Raw genomic sequence first — 246 nt, forward strand, 5'->3', positions numbered from 1 at the left:
TCTAGCCGCATGCAAGTAGTACAGCCGATCTGACGCAAGGACACGACATGTTCGCGGAGAAAATACAATGCATAAGACAAGAGATGAGAGAGATGGAACAAATGGTTGAAGATTCCATGGATGACGTCGAAGCTGTTGAACACAAGAAGGTAACAGATCGCTACAGAGAAGTCACTCAGGAAGAGCATGCCGACGAGCCCAAACCCGAACCCGACCCGGACGAGCCCGAGCCCGAAGACGAAGAAT

At 50.8% G+C, this 246-nt stretch carries 1 protein-coding gene; it reads left to right on the forward strand.

Annotated features, from left to right (window positions below; translation table 11 throughout):
* Window positions 1-47: 47 nt before the first annotated feature.
* A partial coding sequence (locus ACYQ78_RS39960; RefSeq protein WP_459806208.1) for a hypothetical protein occupies window positions 48-246 on the forward strand: 199 nt, incomplete at its 3' end.

The organism is Herbidospora sp. RD11066 (genome assembly GCF_054661255.1).